Below are 17,687 nucleotides of genomic sequence, written 5' to 3' on the forward strand. Positions count from 1 at the left end.
CGCCCGCAACGGCGCGCCCCTTTTCCTTTCACTTGGTGGTATAGCCGCCATTGGCCAGGATCGTCTGGCCGGTGATCCACCAGCCTTCGCTCACCAGAAAGCGGACCAGCGGCACGATGTCGACCGGATCGGTGAGGCCGGTCTTGGTGAACTTCGACAGGTCGGCCGCCGACTGGTTGTAGGCGGCCGATTCCGCATTTTCCTGCCCGTAGAAGAAGGGCGTCTCCATCGGCCCCGGCGCGATCGCGGTGACGGAAATGCCGCGCGCGCCGAACTCCTTGGACGCGGCACGGGTGAAATGCTCGACCGGCGCCTTGGACCCCGCGTAGATGGAATAGAGGCCGGTGAAGGCGCCCAGCAGCGACGTCACGATCGTCGTCAGCTTGCCGCCATCCGACAGATGCTTGCCCGCTTCCTGAATGAAGAAGAAGGCCGCCTTGCTGTTGATCGCGAAGATCCGGTCATAATCCTCCTCCGTAATGTCGGGGAACGGCTTCTTGATGACCATGCCGGTGGTGTTGATGGCGATGTCGATACGGCCCATCACCTCCTTTGCATTGGTGAACAGGGCGCGGACGGCATCGGCCGTGGTCAGGTCGCCCTGCAACGCATATCCGACGGCCCCTGCCGCCTCGACCGCCGCCACCGTTTCTTCTGCCGCGGCGCGGGTCGCCTCGCTATTATAATGGACGACGATTTCCTGCGCGCCCTGCGCCGCCAGATCGCGGGCAATCAGGCCGCCCAGATTTTTCGCGCCACCGGCGATGAGGACGGTCTTTCCCTTAATGCTATGGTCGGTCATGGCAGGCTCCTTTGGTTGATCCATGACCCAGCCAATAATTGCCGCCATGATCGCCCGCCTTCCAAAAATCGTTTCGCTTTCGAAAAATCCGTGGCTTAATCCTCTGCTAACGCTGTTGAGGAGTCGCCTATGTCCCAGGACCGGCCGGCACCCGTTCGAGACGTCCTATCTCGCCAGACGCTGACCATGCAGGGGGTCGGCATCCAGTTCGTGCGCGAAGCCATTACCCGGCCCACCGACTGGAGCTTTCAGGAACGGCACCACACGCTCGTCGTCCATCGCGAAGGGCGGATGGATTCGATGGAAAGCCTGTTCAGCCACGGCCCGTCCGGCCGGTTGCTGCCGCAAATCGGCGATATCTGGGTGATCCCGGCGGACCATCGTTATGCCGCGCTGGCCAGAGGGCAGACGGTCGGCTTTTGCGAACTGACCATTCCCCGCACGCTGATGAAGGGGCTGGAGATCCGGCCCCGCATCGGCTTTCGCGATCCCTTTCTGCATGCGCTGGTGGAGAAACTGGCGGCGGTGGCGGGGCGGGACGATGATATTGCCCGCCTCTCCCGCGATGCGCTAGCGGAGATATTGCGGCTGCATCTGGTCGATCATTATGGCGAAGGCCGGGCGCCGACACCCCGCCCGCCCCGCAACCGGCTGGACGCGGCGCAGCGTGCGCGACTGGTGGCGGCGATGGACGATCAACTGGACAACAGCCTGTCGCTGCGCGAGATGGCCGGCTGGGTCGACCTGTCGCCGGACCTGTTCCTGACCGCCTTCTCAGCGGCGTTCGGCACCACGCCGCATCAATTTCTGATCGCGCGCCGGATCGACCGGGCGAAGGCGCTGCTGGCATCGAGTCGGCGCAGCGTAACCGATATCGCGCTGGCCACCGGCTTTGCCTCCCCCAGCCATTTCGCGACCAGTTTCCGCCAGCATGTGGGCCTGACGCCAAGCGATTACCGGCGGACGTTGAAAGGCGGCTGAAACGCGGCGGTAGTGCGCAGCCACGGGCGCTTTCACGCCCCCGTGACATTTGCCGAAAAAATCCCTATGTGCGCGGCGATCATGGCAACCAAAATCCCAGACGCGCCGAAAATCGGCATGGTTTCGCTCGGCTGTCCCAAGAACCTTGTGGACTCCGAACGTATCCTGACCAAGCTGCGTTCCGACGGCTATCAGATGTCCGCCGACTATGCCGGCGCCGACGTCGTGCTGGTCAACACCTGTGGCTTCCTCGATTCCGCCAAGGAAGAATCGCTCGAAGCAATCGGCGAGGCGATGGCCGAAAATGGCCGCGTCATCGTGACCGGCTGCATGGGCGACGAGGCGGATGTAATCCGCGCGAAATTCCCGCAGGTGCTGGCCGTCACCGGCGCGCATCAATATGAGCAGGTGGTCAATGCCGTTCATGACGCATCGCCGCCCATCCCCAACGCCTTTGTCGACCTGGTGCCCGAGGGCGGGCTGAAGCTGACGCCGCGCCATTACAGCTATCTCAAGATTTCAGAGGGCTGCAATCATCGCTGCTCCTTCTGCATCATCCCGTCGATCCGGGGCGATCTGGTGTCGCGGCGCATAGACGCAGTGCTGCGCGAGGCGGAAAAGCTGGTCGCGGCCGGCACCAAGGAATTGCTGGTCATCAGCCAGGATACGTCGGCCTATGGCGTGGACACCCGCCATGATCCGCGCATGTGGAAGGGCCGCGAAGTGCGCGCCCATATGACCGACATGGCGCGCGAACTGGGGCAATTGCGCACCGCCGAGGGCAAGGCGCCTTGGGTGCGGCTGCACTATGTCTACCCCTACCCCCATGTCGATCAGGTCATCCCGCTGATGGCCGACGGGCTGCTGACGCCCTATCTCGACATTCCGTTCCAGCATGCTTCGCCCAGCGTATTGAAGGCGATGAAGCGTCCGGCCAATGAAGCCAAGGTGCTGAGCCGGATCGCCAAATGGCGCGACATCTGCCCGGACATCGCGATCCGCTCCAGCTTCGTCGTCGGCTTCCCCGGCGAGACGGAGGCGGACTTCCAATATCTGCTGGACTGGCTGGACGAGGCGCAACTGGACCGTGTCGGCGCCTTCCGCTTCGAACCGGTCGAGGGGGCGGCGGCCAACGACCTGCCGGGCGCCGTGCCCGAAGAGGTCAAGGAAGAACGCTATCAGCGGATCATGGAAAAGACCGCTGCGATCAGCGCCGCCAAGTTGCAGGCGAAGGTCGGTCGCGTCCTGCCCGTCATTCTCGATGAAGTGGGCGAGCCGGACGAGGAAGATGGCAGCATCGGCGCCACCGCCCGTAGCCAGGCCGATGCGCCGGAAATCGACGGCAATGTCTTCCTGCGCGATGTCGGCGAAGGACGGAAGGCCGGCGACATGTTCGATGTGCTGATCGAGGATGCCGATGATCATGATCTTTACGGCGTGCCGGCTTAACCTTTTCACCGTCATGCCAGCGAAGGCTGGCATCTCACTTCTGCTGGCGCGACGTCCCGAAGAACAAGAGAGATCCCAGCCTTCGCTGGGATGACGGCTTTATATATTCCGGCTAGACGGATCAGGGCGTCACGAACCCGTCCTGATATTCGGTCTTGATAGCCTTGCGCATGGCTGCGTCGACCGGCAGTTTCACATCGTAGCTGCCCTCCGCATAGGGACCGGCGCTATAAGGGCCAACCACCACGGTCATGGCGTCGATCAGCTTGCCGTCGCTGGAAGTCGGCACCAATGTTTCGGACATCGGGTCGATACATTTGGTGAAGTCGTCATCGCCGCGCACCACCGGTTCGCCGCGCTTTTCCGCGCGCTGTCGGTCCAGTTCCCTGCAGAAGGGATCGCGGATCGCCGCTGCGAAGGCCGCTGGCGAAGTCATCACCGCCTTGACGCTGGTTTCGCGGCGGCGCGCCTTATCCCATAACACGACGTCATAGCCGGTCATGCCATGCGCGCCGCCGGTGTAGACGTAGGATTCGGATTCGAGCGACAGGAAGCGCGGCGTGTCCGCCTCCACCCGCCATTTCGTTTCCACGCTGTGTGGGCGGAAGGGATAGCCCGATTCCTTCATCGCCGCGCTGTCATCCTTCGCCATCTTGAGCGCATCCGCTTTGGACGATGCCGCGTCCTTGCCGAACTTGTCGACCAGAAACGGGATCGCAGCCGCCTGCGCCGGATAGGCGTAAGAAAATTCGAGAAATTCGCTCTTGTCCGCCTGCGCAAAGGGTTTGGCCGGCGGTGCAGGCTGCGGCGTGCCCGCCATCTTGTCGGCGAAACGCGCGGCGGCCTCATTCTCTGCGGCGTTGACGGCCGATTGATCGTGCGAAGGCGAACAGGCGGCGATCAGCAGGACCGCCGCCGGAACCATCAGTCTACCCTGCATCAATGTGCCTTTGCAGCCGCGCGGCATTTCTCGCCGATCGCCTTTCGGGCATAGTCGCTGTCGAGCGCGCGCCCGGCGTTGGACCAGCCTTCAGCGACCAGCGCCTGCTGGACCGCATTGCTGTTGTCGAACTGCCCGCTTTCGGCCAGCGCATAGGCGCGCGCCCTTGCCGCTTGCAGGCTGCGATCATCACCATGAATCATCGTCCATCTCCTTGCTTGTTATCTAACGAAGCTAGGCCCGGCCGGTTCACATCGCAAATGAAGAAAGGGCCGAACGTGGCGGGGCAGCGATGAAAAATTGCGCTTCCCAGAAGCGATCCCTTTCCCGTACATCCGCGTCATGACCGATTTTTCCGACCTGCTCAAAACCGACAACCAGCAGCCCGCCCATGCGATCCGGCTGGTCGATGCGAAGAGCTTCGACAACTGGCTGGCCAGCCGCCCCGCATCCGTGCGCGCCCTGCTGATGGCGCAGAAGTTCAAGGGGCTGGCGCATGAGCATGCGATCGTGCCGGGTGCGCAGGATGGCGACTGGTCGGTCGTGGCCGGGGTCGCCAATCGGGAGGCCCTGGGCAGTTGGTGCCTCGCCCGGCTGGCCGAGACGTTGCCGGAGGGCAGCTACCGCTTGACCGAAGGATCAGTCGGCGCAGCGGCGCTGGGCTGGCTGACCGCGCAATATCGGTTCGACCGCTACCGCAAGGAGGAGGCGCCGGCCGGGGCGCGCGTACTGCTGACCGGTGACGTCGCGCGGACCAGTGCCACCGTGCAACTGGCGCAGGCGGTCGCGCTGGTCCGCGATCTGGTCAACACCCCCGCCGCCGACATGGGGCCGCCCGATCTGGAAGCGGCGGTGGAGAAGGTGGGCGCAGCCTTTGGCGCCAGCGTCACCACCGTCAAGGGCGACGCACTGGAACAGGGCTTCCCGATGATCCATGCCGTCGGCAAGGCGGCGGACAAGAGCTTCGCCCCGCGCCTGATCGAACTTCATTGGGGCGATGCCGCCCATCCCCGCATCGCCATCATCGGCAAGGGCATCTGCTTCGACAGCGGTGGCCTCGACATCAAGCCGTCTTCGGGCATGCGGATCATGAAGAAGGATATGGGCGGCGCGGCCCATGCGCTGGCGCTGGCGCAACTCATCATGGGGGCGCGGCTGCCGGTGCGGCTGCACCTGCTGATCCCGGCAGCGGAAAATGCGATTGCGGGCAATGCCTTCCGCCCCGGCGACATCTTGCGCACGCGTAAAGGTCTGAGCGTCGAGATCGGCAATACCGATGCCGAAGGGCGGCTGGTTCTGGGGGATGCACTGACCCGCGCGGGCGAAGAGAAGCCCGAACTGATCGTGGATTTCGCGACCCTGACCGGTGCAGCGCGCGTCGCGGTCGGCCCCGACCTGCCCGCCCTGTTTACAAATGACGAGGCGCTGGCGGCCGATATCGCGGCGGCTGGCACCCAGGTAGACGATCCGACCTGGCGCCTGCCGCTGTGGGATGGCTATGCCGACATGCTGAAATCCGATGTGGCGGATATCAACAATGCGGGCGAAGGCGGCTTTGCCGGCGCGATCACCGCCGCGCTGTTCCTGAAGCGGTTCGTGCCGGATGATACGCCATGGCTGCACCTCGACACCTTCGCATGGCGCCCTGCATCAAAGCCGGGCCGGCCCAAGGGCGGTGAGGCGCTGGGCCTGCGCTCCGTTTTCCGGCTGTTGCAACAGCGCTACGGACGTAACGCATAAAGGCTGCGACCAACCCCCTTCCGTTACGCAACCGGATTGGGAATCATGCGTTAAGGGGGCATGAACGCGCATAGCCTCACCGAAACCGAGCGCCCCGCCCTTCAACCCCTGGGACAGTGGATGCGCACGCTGGTCGATTATGTCCGATCGGGCAAACCCGACCTGACCAACCGCCAGATGGCCCTGATGATGACCGTCTATATCGGGTCCGGCCCGCATACGGTGCGCGGTCTGGCGGAGGCGCTGCATGTTTCGAAGCCCGTTATCACCCGCGCGCTGAACAAGCTTTCGGCGCTCGGCTATCTCCGCCGGGAGCGCGATGTGGCCGATCGTCGCAATATTTTCATCACCCGGACGTCAAAAGGGGCGGAATTCCTTGACGCCTTTCACCATTTCATCGCAGGAACCGGCCGCGATGACAGGCACGATCAACTCCGCGCGGAACGCTCCGCCTGAAAGAACCCGGTTCAAGCTGGATGGCCGGTCGGTGGCGCTCGACCGCCGCGTTCATGCGGCGCGCGGTGACCTCGCCGATCTGGCGCTGGCTGGCGTGCTCTTCTCTGCCCATTATGCCAAGGCGGTTCCCCTGACTTGCGTCGCACCCGGTGCGGCTATCGTGTCGGGCACCTCGCCCACGGCCGAGGCCGTGAGCGAATTGCTGCGCGGTGAGACATTCCATGCGCTGGACGTGATGACCGACTGGGCCTGGGGCTTTTGCGGCCATGACGGCTATGTCGGCTACATCCGCCGCGACGCGCTCGACTTGCTGGAAACGCCAAGCCACCGCATCAAGGTGGAAAGCGCACCGCTGTTCAGCGCGCCGGACATCAAGGCACCGATCGCCGACCACTGGCCAGGCGGCGCGCTCTTCTCGGGCGAAGTGCAGGGCAATTTCATCGCCTGCGCCGAAGGCTATATCCATAGCCGCCACGCCGAACCGGCTGATACAAAGCCGGCCGACTGGGTCGCTACGGCTGAACGCTATCTGGGCCAGCCCTATATATGGGGCGGGCGCGGCCATCGTGGCATCGACTGCTCGGGTCTGGTGCAGGTCGCGCTGGGACAGGCCGGCATCGTCGTGCCGCGTGACACCGACCTGCAATGCGAAGGAATCGGCGCACCGATCGACAGCGACGCGGCGCTCCAGCGCGGCGACCTGATCTTCTTCCCCGGCCATGTCGGCATCATGACCGATGGCAAGACGCTGCTGCATGCCAATGCCCATTGGATGGCCGTCGTTCAGGAACCGCTGGCGGACGTCGTCGCGCGCCTTGCCGACACACACCCGCAACCCATTATCGCGCGGCGGAGAATCAGCGCATGAGCACGAAGGTTTTCATCGACGGTGGCCATGGCACCACCGGCATCGAAATCGCCGATCGGCTGGCCGGTCGCCCGGAACTGTCGCTCATCACCGTGCCGGAGGAACTGCGGCGCGATGCCCATGCGCGGCGCGATGCGCTGAACGCCGCCGACGTCGTCATCCTCTGCCTGCCGGACGATGCCGCGCGCGAAGCCGTGTCGCTGATCGACAATGATCGCACCCGCGTTATCGACGCATCGACCGCGCATCGCGTGGCCGATGGCTGGACCTATGGCTTCCCGGAACTGGAGCCGGGCCATCGCGATGTGCTGGCGAACAGCCGCTTCGTCGCCAACCCCGGCTGCTGGCCGACCGGTTTCCTGGCGCCGGTGCGTCCTCTGGTGCTGGCTGGCCTGCTGCCTGCCGACTGGCCGGTGACGGTGTCGGGCGCGTCGGGCTATTCCGGCGGCGGCAAGGCGATGATCGCGGAATATGAAGGCGAAGCCGGCGCGCCTAGCGCCTTCCGCCCCTATGGGCTGGCGCTGGGCCACAAGCATGTGCCGGAAATGACCCGCTATTCGGGCCTGACCCATCCGCCGATATTCGCGCCGGCGGTAGCCAATGCCTATCGCGGCATGATCGTGGAAGTGCCGTTGCAGTTGCGCGCCATGCCCGGCGCGCCAACGCTGGCCGATATCCATGCTGCGCTGGCGGGTGCCTATGCCGGATCGCAGATCGTCAGCGTCGCATCGCCGGACGAAAGCGCGGCCATGGGCAATGTCACGCTGGAGCATGTCGGCGCAACCGACCGGCTGGCCCTGTTCGTGTTCGGCAGCGAGGCAAGCGGTCAGGCGCGGCTGGTTGCGGCGCTCGATAATCTGGGCAAGGGCGCGGCCGGCGCAGCGGTCCAGAATCTCAACATCCTGGCCGGCCTGCCGGAAACCGCCGGCCTGCGCCTGTAAGCGACACTTTAAACAGCATCGTCATTACGAGCGCAGCGAAGCAATCCACCTCGCGCACCATGGATTGCTTCGCTGCGCTCGCAATGACGCATGAATGCAATCCGACGTCGCCTCAATTCAATGGATGGTGCCCAGCGGTTGGTCGTAGGTCAGCAGCACGATCAGTCGCTCGATCTGGCGCCAGTGGCAGAAATGGATGTGGTTGCCCATGTCCAGACTGCGGTCGGCACGCGCGGCGGCTTCATAGCCGGCATTGTCGCCGAACATGGCCATCAGTTCGGCCGCGTCATCATAGCTCTTTCGATCCGAAAGATATGGAACCTGCATTGCAACCCCCGATTGTTCTTGGCGACTTTGTTATGGAGCAGCCCTTTCAATCCCCATGCCATTTCAATGCTTTGACGGCGCAGGCGGGGTAGAAGAGTCAATGGACCATTAGGGAAGTCCCGGTACGGGACAGCATTCCCGAAATGGAACGAACGGTCCTGAAACGGGCCAGCATCGCTTTGGCGCCGGCCCGCCACCAAAGCATCTGGCCTTGCCGCCCCTATCATGGCAAGGGAGCTGGAATGAGCAAGGGCAGAAAAGAACCGACCGGCGCGGGCGCGATCATCGCCTTCCTGATCCTGGCCGGGACGATCGGCGGCGGACTGATGGGGCAGCCGAGCATCGGCCTGCTGGCGGGCACCGGCGCGGGCATCGTCATCGCGCTGCTGCTCTGGCTCCGCGAACGGGGCCAATAAGGCGCAAAACAGCGCCCTCCAGCCTCTTGCTCCCGATCCTGCGTCCGCATAGATGTGGGGTCATGAAAAAACATATCATCGCCATCCCCGCGATCCTGCTGCTGCTCGGCGGCGGCACCTTCCTCTATCTGGCGCAGGGCAATACGGCTCAATTGGCGCCGGGCGCGGACACGGGCAAGGAACCGGTGTTCACCACACCGAAGAACGAGATGCTACCGACGGTGAACATCGCCGAGGTGAAGCCGTGGGCCGCGAATGAAGCACCGGTCGCGGCCAAGGGGCTGAGCGTCGTTCGCTATGCCGAGGGGCTGGCCCATCCCCGATCCCTGCTGCGCCTGCCCAATGGCGACATATTGGTGGCCGAAACCAACAGCCCGCCCCGTCCGCAGGGCGGCTTCGTCAACAAGGTGATGAATTTCCTGATGAACAAGGCGGGCGCCGGCGTGCCGTCGGCCAACCGCATCACCCTGCTGCGTGACGTCGACGGCGATGGCAAGGCGGAGACGAAGACGGCGTTCCTGACCGGCCTCAACTCCCCCTATGGCATGGCACTGATCGGCGACACGCTCTATGTCGCCAATACCGACGCGCTGATGGCCTTCCCCTATAAGGAAGGCGATACCAAGATCACTGACAAGGGCCGCAAGATCATCGATCTGCCCGCTCAGGCACCCAACCAGCACTGGACCAAGAGCCTGGTCGCCAGCCCCGAAGGGCTGCTCTATGTCGGCGTCGGCTCCAACAGCAATATCGGCGACAATGGGCTGGAGGTCGAGAAGAACCGCGCTCTGGTATTCGAGGTAAACCCGAAAAACGGCTACAAGCGCATTTTCGCGTCGGGCCTGCGCAACCCGGTCGGCCTCGCCTTCGAACCGAAGAGCGGCGAATTGTGGGGCGTGGTCAATGAACGCGACATGCTGGGCGGCGATCTTGTCCCCGACTATCTGACGCGGGTGGAATTCGGCGCCTTCTACGGCTGGCCGTGGAATTACTGGGGCGGTTATGAGGATCGCCGCGTCCAGCCGCAGCGTCCGGAAATCCGCGAATATACCAAGCGGCCCGATTATGCGCTGGGCAATCATGTGGCGCCGCTGGGTCTGACCTTCGCCGACAAGCTGCAACTGGGCGCGCCCTATACGGACGGCGCGATCGTCGGCCTGCACGGGAGCTGGAACCGCAAGCCGGCGGCTGGCTACAAGGTCGTCTATGTCGGCTTTGCCGATGGCGAGGCGGGCAAGGCCAAGCCGATCGACATCCTGACCGGCTTCCTCGACAAGGATGGCGCTGCGCATGGCCGCCCGGTCGATGTCACCGCCGACGCCAAGGGCGCGCTGCTGGTCAGCGACGATGTCGGCGGCGTGGTGTGGCGCGTGACCAAGGCCCAGTAATATACGAAGCCTGCATAGAAAAAGGGGCGCTCCTGACAGGTCAGCAGCGCCCCTTTTTCTATCAAACCGTCAGACCATGCCGACCGGCCAGTTCGACCACATATTGCCAGGCGACCCGGCCTGAGCGGCTGCCGCGCTGGGTGGCCCACTGGATCGCATCGAGCGGGTCGAAGCTGACCCCCAGCTTGCCCGCATAGCCCGCAACGATCGCGACATAGGCGTCCTGATCGAGCGCGTGAAAGCCAAGGCTGAGGCCGAAGCGGTCGGACAGCGCCATCCGATCGTCCACTACGTCGCGCGGGTTGATGGGATCATCCTGTTCCGACAGATGGCGCGGCACGATGTGGCGGCGGTTGGACGTCACATAGAGGCGGACATTGGCCGGGCGCGCGGCCGTGCCGCCCTGCAACAGGGACCGCAGCGTGCGGGCATCCCCCACCCCGCCCTCGTCAAAGCCCAGATCGTCCAGAAACAGGATGAAAGGCCGATTAGTGCTGCGCAGCAGAGAAAAGAGCGTCGGCAGGCTGGCCAGTTCGTCGATCGCGCATTGCAGCAGGGCGATATCCTGCCCGTCCCGCTGCAACTGGCCGACAACCGAGGCGACCACCGCCGACTTCCCTGTACCGCGTGCGCCCCAGAGCAGCGCGTCATGCGCGGCATGGCCGGCCGCATGGCGCCGGCTATTGTCGAGCAACTGGCCCTTTTGCGCGTCTATGCCGGTGAGCAGATCATAATCGACCGGCGCAAATGCCTCCACCGCCCGGATCGCTGCGCCATCCCACACATAGGCGGGGTGCGCGGTCAGATCGGCGGAGATGGCCGGCGGCGGGGCCAGTCGCTCCAGCGCCTCGGCGATGCGGGTCAAGAGTGCGTCGTTCATGGCGGCGGCTTAGCCGCGGATTCGCGTGCTCGCAAGCATATGCGCTCCTGGGAGCCTTGCCTGTCATGGCGCTGACGCAATGGCCTTTTAATCGCCTGAATCGGGGTTTATAGCGCGGGGATTGTGACCATCGCCCATCCAGTCTTTTCCACCAAGTCCGTCCGTTATGGCAGTGAGGCCTTGCGTGAGGCCGCGTTGCTGATCCGAGCGGGGGAACCGGTGGCCGTGCCGACCGAGACGGTTTATGGCCTCGCCGCCGACGCCACCGACACCAACGCCGTCGCCGCCATCTACAGTGCGAAGGGGCGACCCAGCTTCAATCCGCTGATCGTCCATGTCGCCGACCGGGCGATGGCGGAGCGGCTGGCGGATTTTTCGCCATCGGCCGAGATGCTGGCGGAGCGCTTCTGGCCCGGCCCGTTGACGCTGGTGCTGCCGGTGCGGGCCGATAGCGGCCTGTCGCCGCTGGTGACCGCCGGCCTGCCCACGGTGGCGCTGCGCCTGCCCGCCCATCCGGCGATGCGCGCGCTGATCCGCGAGAGCGGCTGTCCGCTCGCCGCCCCCTCCGCCAATCGCAGCGGGTCGATCAGCCCGACCCGCGCCGACCATGTGCTGGCCAGCCTGGACGGCAAGATCCGCATGATCCTGGACGAAGGACCGACCAGCGAGGGCCTCGAATCCACCATCGCCGCGCCGGAAACCGACCGCATCCGCCTGCTGCGCCCCGGCCCGGTGACGGCCGCCATGCTGGAGGAAGCGACCGGCCTGCCAGTCGTGATTGGCAGCGACGCGAAGATCGAGGCGCCCGGCCAGTTGGAAAGTCATTATGCGCCGTCCAAGCCGGTGCGGCTGAACGCGCTGCGGGCGGAGAAGGACGAATATCTGATCGGCTTCGGCCTGATGCCCTGCCACATCAACTTGAGCCAGGAGGCGGATTTGCGAGAGGCAGCGGCCCAGTTGTTCGCGGCGCTCCATATCGCCGACGCCAGCGCCGCCGGGCGGATTGCCGTGGCACCGATCCCTGATGATGGCATCGGCGCGGCGATCAACGATCGGTTGCGGAGGGCGGCGGCCTGAGCGATGGCTGGCTGAATGTACCTGAAAACCGCCACTTGCAGAGATTCAGGTATCAGGCTGACACTTGATCGTGATTCTGCTGTGACCACCTCTCGGTCCCGGCGGCAGGCGAGGAATGGACCAGCCGCCGCCTGATCCCAAGCGACGGAAGCGCGCGTCGCACGCCAGCCTGTCTGGTGCCGGCTCGCCAAGATAGGGCACCACCCCACCGTCCCGAAGAAGCCCGAAATAGCAGTGGAGCAAGGTCGGGCGTCCACTGCAAACAAGGTTTTGAATGTGCAACTGAGGGGCATCGCTGCGGTCGCTTCCCGCATTTGCCCATCGAGCAGCGAGTTCGTTGCCGTTTCCGATCATGGCATTTGACTGGAGATCACTCCAGATTTCCGCCCGAAGTTCGCCTGCGAGCGCCTCGTCAGGGGCCGCTACCTTAAGGGGTGGAGAAGGCGAGTGGGCACATCCCGACACGAAGGCCGAAGCGAAAGCGAGCAGAATGAAAGAGCGCGTCATCGCACCGGATCATATCAAACAGATTTTTGCAATCCACCCCTGCCGGCCTTGCGCCGCTGCTCCATCAAAAGACGACAACAGCGTTCAGGCCAGCTTCACCCGCAATTGTCGTAGCCGGCCTCGCGGCACTGTTTGCGCCGTTCCTTTTCGGCCTTCTTGGCGGCCTTGCCGTCGCGGGCTTCCTGCTTGCGCATCTTGCGGCCGTAATTGCGGTCGGCTTCATCCTGGCTGGTCGTGGTCCAGTCGACCACCTGCGACCCTGCCCGTACCGGCGCGGTCACCACGCTGGCGACCGTGCGCACGCAAGCGGGCAATGCCAGCAGTAGCAGCGGCGCAGCCATGAATATCCGTGTCTTCATCTTCAGTCCCCCGACATGTTCCTGTGCCCGGCCAGCTATGACATGGCGCAGATTAACCGCAGGCTAAGGACGGCGGGAAAGGCGACGAGCCGTGGGGGCAGCACAGAATTGGGTGGCTTCCTGCCATCCCCCTCCCGCCTGCGGGAGGGGCAGCGAGACTTACGCGCGCAGCGCGTTAGTCGCAGAGGGATGGGCTGTTGCGACGTCCAGTCCACCCCCGTCAACGGGAGGGGGAACATGTCCACTCATGGCCTAAACCAAACGCTCCTGCCCTTACCCGTCGATCCGCGCCGCAAAACCCTTGCGCAGTTTCGCCAGCTTGGGCGGGATGACGGCCATGCAATAGGGGTTCTGGTCGCCGACCCGGTCCCAATATTTCTGGTGATAATCCTCCGCCGGATACCAGGGCGCATCCGCTTCGATCGCGGTGACGATCGGATCGCTCTGGTCCGCCTGCGCGCGGTCTATGCCGGCGCGGGCTTCGCTTTCCTGCTCCGCCGAATGCGGGAAGATGGCGGAGCGATATTGGGTGCCGACGTCGTTGCCCTGCCGGTTCAGGGTCGTGGGATTGTGCGTGGCGAAGAAGATGTCGAGCAAATCCGCATAGCTGATGACCGCCGGGTCATAGCTGATGCGGATCGCTTCGGCATGGCCGGTCGCACCCGAGCAGACCTGCTCATAGGTCGGGTCGGGCAACGTCCCGCCGATATAGCCGCTCTCGACGCCCTCGACGCCCTTGAGGTTCTGATAGACCGCCTCCGTACACCAGAAGCAGCCCCCGGCCAGCGTTGCGATATCCTGCGCCATGATCGATTCCCTATCCATGTTTGGCCGCACAGATAGGGAGGATCAGGCCGCGGTTCCAGCCTCCGCGCGCGCGGCGTCCGCCTTTGCCCGTTCCTCGGCCACCAACTCCTTGCGCGACAGCTTGCCGACCAGCGTCTTAGGCAGGGTCGCGCGCACTTCCACCGCGCACACCCGCTCATGCTTGCCCAGTTGCGGGTTGAGCCAGTCCTTCAGGGCCGGGCCGTCCATCTCCGCGCCCTCGTTCAGGGTGACGAAGGCCTTGGGCTGTTCGCCGCGATAATGGTCGGGCACGCCGATCACCAGCGCCTCCTTGACCGCCGGATGATGATAAAGGACCGATTCCACCTGGCTGGGGAAGACCTTGAAGCCGCCGACCGCGATCATGTCCTTCAGGCGATCGACGATCTTCACATAGCCGTCCTCGTCCACCAATCCGACGTCACCTGTGCGGACGAACTCACCAACGAAGACTTCGGCATCGGCATCCGGCCGGTTCCAGTAGCCCTTCATCACCTGCGGCCCGGCAAAGAGCAATTCGCCCGGCTCGCCTTCGGGCGGGGAACGGGTCGGATCTTCGCGGTCCACCACCTTGACTCGTGTGCCCGGCACCGGCTGGCCCACCGTCCCGGTCTTGTTCAGCCCCTCATAGGGATTGGTGCAGACGATCGGGCTGGTTTCGGTCAGGCCATAGCCCTCCACCAGCTTGGCGCCCGTCGCGGCCTCGAACTTCTGTCGCAATTCCAGCGCCAATGGGGCGCCACCCGAAATACAGGCGCGCAGCGAGGAAAAGTCGATGTTGCGGATGGCGGGATGATCCAGCAGCGCCTGGAACATGGTCGGCACGCCGGGCAGCGACGTCGCCTTGACCCGCTGCACCGCAGCCAGCACCTGCGCCGCGTCGAAGCGCGGCAGCATCACCATCTCGCCGCCGTTCAGCACGGTGCGGTTCAAGGTGCAGGTATTGGCGAAGACGTGGAAGAAGGGCAGCACCGCGATGATCCGGTCCGGTTCATTCTGGTGCGGGTCGATGGATTGGGCCTGCCGCGCATTGGCGGTCAGATTCTGGTGCGTCAGCATCGCACCCTTGGGCGTGCCGGTGGTGCCGCCGGTATATTGCAGCAGCGCGACGTCGTTGACCGGGTCGATTGCCGGCACGGTGCAGGCGCCGGCATTGGCGATCAGCCGGTCATAACGGATGATACGCGGATCGTCCGGCAACGGCGTGCTTTCGCTCGCCTTGAACCAGCGGAACAGCAGCGACTTGACCGGCGGCAGCATCTCCGCGACCGATCCCACGATCAGCGTTTCGAGCGTGCTATGATCCAGCACCTCCAGCGCGGTCGGCAACAGCGCCTTGGCCGAGAGAGTGAACAGGATCTTGGTGCCGCTATCCTCGACCTGATGCTCCAGTTCGGCGGCGGTATAGAGGGGGGAGAAGTTGACGACGATCGCGCCGGCCATCAGCGCGCCATAATAGGCCGCGACATAATGGGGGGTGTTGGGCAGGTACAGGCCGACCCGGTCGCCTTTCTGCACGCCCATTTTTTGCAGGCCGCAGGCGATGTGGCGTATCTGTTCCAGCATCGCGCCATAGCTGAAATGCCGGCCCATAAAGTCGATCATCGGAGCGTCGGGATGCGCTAACGCACTCTTCTCGACCATCTCTCCCATCGACATCGGGGCGAATGTCTGGTCCCACACCGTCGGGTGCTGGTACCGCTCTCTCCAGATTTTTTCCATGCTCTCCATGGCATGAAGTCTATGGCGCGCCGTTGCTTTACGCAAGCGTCAACCACAGCAAAAAAGGCCGCGCAGGTTCCCCCGCGCGGCCCTTTTGATGACTGCATCATGGCCCGCCTGTAACAGGCGACCGATGACGCTACGGCATCAGACCTCGCCCTTGTTGTTGCTGAAGGGGTCGATGATGGTCGCGGCGGCCGAAATAAATTCGGACTCGGTCTTCAGCGCCTCTTCGGCACGGCGCACGGCGTCCTGACGCTCGCGACGCAGTTCCTCGATCAGCGCCTCACGGTCGCCATCCAGACGCGAATCGGTCGGCGCCTCGATGCCGGCCTTCTTCGCCGCCTTCGTCACCAGCCCGTCCAGTTCGCGCTGCGAGCAAAGGCCCAGTGTGACCGGGTCTTTCGGCGTGATGTTGCTGATGTTCCAGTGGGTGCGGTCGCGGATCGCGGCGATGGTGGTGCGCGTGGTGCCGATCAGCTTGCCGATGGCGCCGTCCGAAATTTCCGGATGATTGCGCAGTATCCAGGCGATGCCGTCCGGCTTGTCCTGACGCTTGCTGACCGGCGTGTAGCGCGGCCCCTTGGTACGACGGACCGGCTCCGGACCTTTCAGCATTTTCAGCTTATAGTCGGGGTTGCTTTCGCCCTTGTGGATTTCGTCCATGGTGATTTCATGGGCGCGCACCGGATCGCGGCCGGTATATTTGATGCTGGCGGTGTCGTCGGCGATCGCCTGCACTTCCAGAATGTGAAGCCCGCAAAATTCAGCGATCTGGTCAAAGCTCAGAGCGCTGTTGTCGACCAGCCAGCTGGCGGTCGCATGGGGCATGAGAGGCTGGGACACGGGGTCTTCTCCGGCGTAAAAACGATAAGGGCCGCCCAATCAGGGCGGCCACGACGGATCAGAGATAGAACATCCCAGCGCTTCCGGCAAGGAATTACGCCCAAGAAAAGCGTCAGGCCGCGCTTTCCATGACATCGGGGTCGATGGCGTGCAACCCGGACAGGAATTCCTGCGCGCTGCGTTCCCAGCTGAAGCTGCGGCCATAGGCAGCGCAGGCGGTCCTATCGCAGGTCAGTGCCTGCCCGATCGCGGTACCCAGATCATCCGACAGTGCGCCGGTATCCGGCGTCACGATATCGACCGGCCCGGTGACGGGATAGGCCGCGACCGGCGTCCCGCAGGCCAGCGCCTCGATCATCACCAGCCCGAACGTGTCGGTGCGGCTGGGGAAGACGAACACATCCGCCCCCGCATAGGCTCCAGCCAGATCCGCGCCGAACATCGGCCCCAGAAAGCGCGCCTGCGGATAGGCGCGCTCCAGCGCGGCGCGGGCCGGGCCATCGCCCACGACCACCTTAGTGCCGGGATGATCGGTAGCCAGAAACGCCTCCAGATTCTTTTCCACCGCCACGCGGCCGACATACAGCTGGATAGGGCGTGGCAAGTCATTGAAGAGCGCCAGCGGCAGCGCATCCGGCGTAAAGGCGGTCAGGTCCACCCCCCGCCCCCATGGCCGGACATTGGGGACGCCATGGGCGCGCAGCTGCTCGCGCACCGACCGGGTCGACACCAGCACCGCCTGCGCCGGGCCATGAAACCAGCGAATATAGCGCCAGAACCAGGCCGCCGGCAGACCGGTGCGCTGGGCCACATAGTCGGGGAAATGGGTATGATAGGCAGTGGTGAAAGGCACGCCGCTGCGCAGGCACCAGCGCCGCGCGGCGAGGCACAGCGGCCCTTCCGTCGCCAGATGCACCGCATCGGGCTGCATCGCGGCGATCGCCTGCCCCACCACGGCCGACCGCACCAGCGCCAGCCGGATTTCGGGATAGGTCGGACAGGGGATGGAGCCGTACAGGTCGGGCGAGATCACCTCGACCACATGGCCCATCCGTTCCAGTTCCGCCCGGATCGTCTGCAACGTCCGCACGACGCCATTGACCTGCGGGCTCCAGGCATCAGTCACGATCGCTATGCGCATGGGACGAACCTTCCAGTCATTC

At 64.4% G+C, this 17,687-nt stretch carries 19 protein-coding genes; 9 read left to right on the forward strand and 10 right to left on the reverse strand.

Annotation, left to right across the window (positions count from 1 at the left end; all coding sequences use genetic code 11):
* Positions 1-28 precede the first annotated feature (28 nt).
* Positions 29-802, reverse strand: a complete 774-nt coding sequence (locus RQH62_RS08075; protein ID WP_311268256.1) for an SDR family oxidoreductase — start codon at positions 800-802, stop codon at positions 29-31.
* A 129-nt stretch (positions 803-931) separates the two neighbouring features.
* Between RQH62_RS08075 and RQH62_RS08080 the strand changes: the two genes are divergently transcribed.
* Positions 932-1,783 (forward strand): AraC family transcriptional regulator, encoded by an 852-nt coding sequence (locus tag RQH62_RS08080; RefSeq protein WP_311268257.1) that lies wholly within the window; start codon positions 932-934, stop codon positions 1,781-1,783.
* Positions 1,784-1,849: 66 nt separating this feature from the next.
* A complete protein-coding gene (gene rimO, locus RQH62_RS08085; RefSeq protein ID WP_311268258.1) occupies positions 1,850-3,232 on the forward strand; it encodes a 30S ribosomal protein S12 methylthiotransferase RimO in 1,383 nt (460 codons plus the stop codon).
* Positions 3,233-3,353: 121 nt separating this feature from the next.
* Here rimO and RQH62_RS08090 read toward each other — a convergent pair whose 3' ends face one another.
* Both RQH62_RS08090 and RQH62_RS08095 read right to left on the reverse strand, forming a co-directional pair.
* A complete protein-coding gene (locus tag RQH62_RS08090; RefSeq protein ID WP_311268259.1) occupies positions 3,354-4,172 on the reverse strand; it encodes a DUF4163 domain-containing protein in 819 nt (272 codons plus the stop codon).
* A complete protein-coding gene (locus RQH62_RS08095) occupies positions 4,172-4,375 on the reverse strand; it encodes a hypothetical protein (RefSeq protein WP_184265413.1) in 204 nt (67 codons plus the stop codon). The genes RQH62_RS08090 and RQH62_RS08095 overlap by 1 nt, the downstream gene beginning before the upstream one ends.
* A gap of 139 nt (positions 4,376-4,514) precedes the next feature.
* Here RQH62_RS08095 and RQH62_RS08100 point away from each other — a divergent pair, with 139 nt between their 5' ends.
* The 4 genes from RQH62_RS08100 to argC are packed head-to-tail and all read left to right on the forward strand — an operon-like array spanning position 4,515 to position 8,177.
* On the forward strand, positions 4,515-5,912 hold the full coding sequence (locus RQH62_RS08100) for a leucyl aminopeptidase family protein (RefSeq protein WP_311268260.1): 1,398 nt from the start codon (positions 4,515-4,517) through the stop codon (positions 5,910-5,912).
* Positions 5,913-5,972: 60 nt separating this feature from the next.
* A complete protein-coding gene (locus RQH62_RS08105) occupies positions 5,973-6,368 on the forward strand; it encodes a MarR family transcriptional regulator (protein WP_311268261.1) in 396 nt (131 codons plus the stop codon).
* Positions 6,328-7,236 carry a C40 family peptidase gene (locus tag RQH62_RS08110; protein ID WP_311268262.1) on the forward strand — a complete coding sequence of 303 codons (909 nt, stop codon included), beginning with the start codon at positions 6,328-6,330 and terminating at the stop codon, positions 7,234-7,236. The genes RQH62_RS08105 and RQH62_RS08110 overlap by 41 nt, the downstream gene beginning before the upstream one ends.
* Positions 7,233-8,177, forward strand: coding sequence for an N-acetyl-gamma-glutamyl-phosphate reductase (argC, locus tag RQH62_RS08115; protein ID WP_311268263.1), 945 nt, complete (start codon positions 7,233-7,235; stop codon positions 8,175-8,177). The genes RQH62_RS08110 and argC overlap by 4 nt, the downstream gene beginning before the upstream one ends.
* A gap of 117 nt (positions 8,178-8,294) precedes the next feature.
* Here the strand turns inward: argC and RQH62_RS08120 are convergent, their stop codons facing one another.
* Positions 8,295-8,504 (reverse strand): hypothetical protein, encoded by a 210-nt coding sequence (locus RQH62_RS08120; RefSeq protein WP_311268264.1) that lies wholly within the window; start codon positions 8,502-8,504, stop codon positions 8,295-8,297.
* Positions 8,505-8,746: 242 nt separating this feature from the next.
* Here RQH62_RS08120 and RQH62_RS08125 point away from each other — a divergent pair, with 242 nt between their 5' ends.
* Both RQH62_RS08125 and RQH62_RS08130 read left to right on the forward strand, forming a co-directional pair.
* Positions 8,747-8,920, forward strand: coding sequence for a hypothetical protein (locus RQH62_RS08125; RefSeq protein WP_311268265.1), 174 nt, complete (start codon positions 8,747-8,749; stop codon positions 8,918-8,920).
* A 62-nt stretch (positions 8,921-8,982) separates the two neighbouring features.
* Positions 8,983-10,308, forward strand: coding sequence for a sorbosone dehydrogenase family protein (locus RQH62_RS08130; RefSeq protein WP_311268266.1), 1,326 nt, complete (start codon positions 8,983-8,985; stop codon positions 10,306-10,308).
* Between the two features lie 61 nt (positions 10,309-10,369).
* On the opposite strand, the gene RQH62_RS08135 is transcribed toward RQH62_RS08130, so the two are convergent.
* A complete protein-coding gene (locus tag RQH62_RS08135; RefSeq protein WP_311268267.1) occupies positions 10,370-11,188 on the reverse strand; it encodes an ATP-binding protein in 819 nt (272 codons plus the stop codon).
* Positions 11,189-11,311: 123 nt separating this feature from the next.
* Between RQH62_RS08135 and RQH62_RS08140 the strand changes: the two genes are divergently transcribed.
* Positions 11,312-12,265: an L-threonylcarbamoyladenylate synthase gene (locus RQH62_RS08140; protein WP_311268268.1), complete on the forward strand. Its 954-nt coding sequence runs from the start codon at positions 11,312-11,314 to the stop codon at positions 12,263-12,265.
* Positions 12,266-12,867: 602 nt separating this feature from the next.
* Here RQH62_RS08140 and RQH62_RS08145 read toward each other — a convergent pair.
* The 5 genes from RQH62_RS08145 to RQH62_RS08165 all read right to left on the reverse strand — a co-directional run bounded on the left by RQH62_RS08145 (position 12,868) and on the right by RQH62_RS08165 (position 17,665).
* On the reverse strand, positions 12,868-13,131 hold the full coding sequence (locus RQH62_RS08145) for a hypothetical protein (RefSeq protein WP_311268269.1): 264 nt from the start codon (positions 13,129-13,131) through the stop codon (positions 12,868-12,870).
* 273 nt (positions 13,132-13,404) lie between these two features.
* Positions 13,405-13,938 carry a peptide-methionine (S)-S-oxide reductase MsrA gene (gene msrA / locus RQH62_RS08150; protein ID WP_311268270.1) on the reverse strand — a complete coding sequence of 178 codons (534 nt, stop codon included), beginning with the start codon at positions 13,936-13,938 and terminating at the stop codon, positions 13,405-13,407.
* Positions 13,939-13,980: 42 nt separating this feature from the next.
* A complete protein-coding gene (locus RQH62_RS08155) occupies positions 13,981-15,687 on the reverse strand; it encodes a long-chain fatty acid--CoA ligase (protein ID WP_311268271.1) in 1,707 nt (568 codons plus the stop codon).
* Positions 15,688-15,825: 138 nt separating this feature from the next.
* On the reverse strand, positions 15,826-16,509 hold the full coding sequence (locus tag RQH62_RS08160) for a DUF1013 domain-containing protein (RefSeq protein WP_311268372.1): 684 nt from the start codon (positions 16,507-16,509) through the stop codon (positions 15,826-15,828).
* A gap of 127 nt (positions 16,510-16,636) precedes the next feature.
* Positions 16,637-17,665: a glycosyltransferase family 4 protein gene (locus RQH62_RS08165; RefSeq protein ID WP_405053530.1), complete on the reverse strand. Its 1,029-nt coding sequence runs from the start codon at positions 17,663-17,665 to the stop codon at positions 16,637-16,639.
* Positions 17,666-17,687 lie beyond the last annotated feature (22 nt).

It is taken from the genome of Sphingobium sp. WCS2017Hpa-17, assembly GCF_031843765.1.
Taxonomy (GTDB): Bacteria; Pseudomonadota; Alphaproteobacteria; order Sphingomonadales; family Sphingomonadaceae; genus Sphingobium.

What these genes read in the sequence shown, in the direction of transcription:
- RQH62_RS08075 (WP_311268256.1), bottom strand. Translation starts at nt 802, where the DNA reads ATGACCGACCATAGCATTAAGGGAAAGACCGTCCTCATCGCCGGTGGC.
- RQH62_RS08080 (WP_311268257.1), top strand. Translation starts at nt 932, where the DNA reads ATGTCCCAGGACCGGCCGGCACCCGTTCGAGACGTCCTATCTCGCCAG.
- rimO (WP_311268258.1), top strand. Translation starts at nt 1,850, where the DNA reads ATGTGCGCGGCGATCATGGCAACCAAAATCCCAGACGCGCCGAAAATC.
- RQH62_RS08090 (WP_311268259.1), bottom strand. Translation starts at nt 4,172, where the DNA reads ATGCAGGGTAGACTGATGGTTCCGGCGGCGGTCCTGCTGATCGCCGCC.
- RQH62_RS08095 (WP_184265413.1), bottom strand. Translation starts at nt 4,375, where the DNA reads ATGATTCATGGTGATGATCGCAGCCTGCAAGCGGCAAGGGCGCGCGCC.
- RQH62_RS08100 (WP_311268260.1), top strand. Translation starts at nt 4,515, where the DNA reads ATGACCGATTTTTCCGACCTGCTCAAAACCGACAACCAGCAGCCCGCC.
- RQH62_RS08105 (WP_311268261.1), top strand. Translation starts at nt 5,973, where the DNA reads ATGAACGCGCATAGCCTCACCGAAACCGAGCGCCCCGCCCTTCAACCC.
- RQH62_RS08110 (WP_311268262.1), top strand. Translation starts at nt 6,328, where the DNA reads ATGACAGGCACGATCAACTCCGCGCGGAACGCTCCGCCTGAAAGAACC.
- argC (WP_311268263.1), top strand. Translation starts at nt 7,233, where the DNA reads ATGAGCACGAAGGTTTTCATCGACGGTGGCCATGGCACCACCGGCATC.
- RQH62_RS08120 (WP_311268264.1), bottom strand. Translation starts at nt 8,504, where the DNA reads ATGCAGGTTCCATATCTTTCGGATCGAAAGAGCTATGATGACGCGGCC.
- RQH62_RS08125 (WP_311268265.1), top strand. Translation starts at nt 8,747, where the DNA reads ATGAGCAAGGGCAGAAAAGAACCGACCGGCGCGGGCGCGATCATCGCC.
- RQH62_RS08130 (WP_311268266.1), top strand. Translation starts at nt 8,983, where the DNA reads ATGAAAAAACATATCATCGCCATCCCCGCGATCCTGCTGCTGCTCGGC.
- RQH62_RS08135 (WP_311268267.1), bottom strand. Translation starts at nt 11,188, where the DNA reads ATGAACGACGCACTCTTGACCCGCATCGCCGAGGCGCTGGAGCGACTG.
- RQH62_RS08145 (WP_311268269.1), bottom strand. Translation starts at nt 13,131, where the DNA reads ATGAAGACACGGATATTCATGGCTGCGCCGCTGCTACTGCTGGCATTG.
- msrA (WP_311268270.1), bottom strand. Translation starts at nt 13,938, where the DNA reads ATGGCGCAGGATATCGCAACGCTGGCCGGGGGCTGCTTCTGGTGTACG.
- RQH62_RS08155 (WP_311268271.1), bottom strand. Translation starts at nt 15,687, where the DNA reads ATGGAGAGCATGGAAAAAATCTGGAGAGAGCGGTACCAGCACCCGACG.
- RQH62_RS08160 (WP_311268372.1), bottom strand. Translation starts at nt 16,509, where the DNA reads ATGCCCCATGCGACCGCCAGCTGGCTGGTCGACAACAGCGCTCTGAGC.
- RQH62_RS08165 (WP_405053530.1), bottom strand. Translation starts at nt 17,665, where the DNA reads ATGCGCATAGCGATCGTGACTGATGCCTGGAGCCCGCAGGTCAATGGC.